1 protein-coding gene is annotated in these 1,146 nt (G+C 74.7%); it reads right to left on the reverse strand.

Annotated elements, in window-relative coordinates:
- The coding region (locus ACTWQJ_RS51625) for an AMP-binding protein (protein ID WP_443313242.1) at positions 1-1,146 on the reverse strand (1,146 nt) is incomplete at both ends.

Genomic DNA, 1,146 nt, shown 5'->3' on the forward strand with positions numbered 1-1,146 from the left:
GTCCTCGATGCTCGTGGGCTCGGCGGTGTCGATCGCCGCGACCTCGTCCAGCGGCGTGGCCGTGGCCGGATCGGTGACGGTGGGCAGGAGTTCCCTGCTGGTGACCAGACGAGGAGCGCCGTTCCACCGGTCGGGGTGCCAGGCCGCGGGCGCGCCGTCCGCGTCGGGCAGTCCGAAGCGGACGGCGCCGCCCGCGACGAGGGTGGCGAGGAGTGGGACGACCAGGTCGGACGCCGTGACCCGGGCGTCCAGCAACAGCCCTTGCGCCGCGTCCGCGGTGTGCTGGTGGTGGGTGATCTGGTTGACCAGTGCCCGGTGGTCGACCAGTGCCCGGGCTGCGGCCCGGCCGGCCGGAACGGCGTCCACGACGAGCGCGGCGTGCCCGGGCAGCGGGGCGCGGCGCGGGCTGGAGGATCCGTCCGCCGGGTTCCGCTCCGCGTCGTCGTCGACGCGCAGCAGGGGAATGGTCGTGCCGTCGGGCAGCGCCCGGGCCGTGTCCCCCTCGGCTATCAGCGCGACGGGACGGGAGGTGCCGGGAGCTCCCGTCGCGTCCCAGGTGAGGTCCGGGTCGGCGAGCAGGCCCGCGGCGCCGGCCTTCAGGACGCCGAGCAGGGCGACGGCGAGCCGGGCGCTGGGCTCCAGGGCGACCACGACGACGTCGTCCGGTCCCGTGCCCAGCCGGTGCAGCCGGTGGGCGACGCGCTCGGCCGCGGCGTCCAGCTCGCGGTAGGTGAACGAGCCGTCGTCGTCGCTGATGCCGAGGGCGTCGGGTGTGCGGGCCACCTGGCCGGCCAGCAGGTCCACCACGGTGACGTCGGGTACGGGAACCGCCGTGTCGTTCCAGGCTTCGACCAGTTGCCGACGCTCGGGCTCGCCGAGCAGGATGTCCAGCCCGCTCAGTCGCACGTCGGGGTCGGCGCCGACCTGTTCGAGGACGTGGACAAGGCGCTGGGCGGACGCCTCGGCCGTGGACCGGTCGAACAGCTCCGCGGCGTAGAGCAGGGTGCCGTCGAGGCCGTCCGGGGCACCGTCGTCCTCGTGGCGTTCGGTGAGGCTGATCGACAGGTCCAGCTCGGTGGAGACCACCGGCGGTTCCAGGGTGCTCGTGTTCAGCCCCGGCAGCTCCGAGGTGTCCCACTTCTCCGC

The sequence above is a fragment of the Streptomyces sp. KR55 genome (genome assembly GCF_052245645.1).
Classification (GTDB): domain Bacteria; phylum Actinomycetota; class Actinomycetes; order Streptomycetales; family Streptomycetaceae; genus Streptomyces; species Streptomyces flavusporus.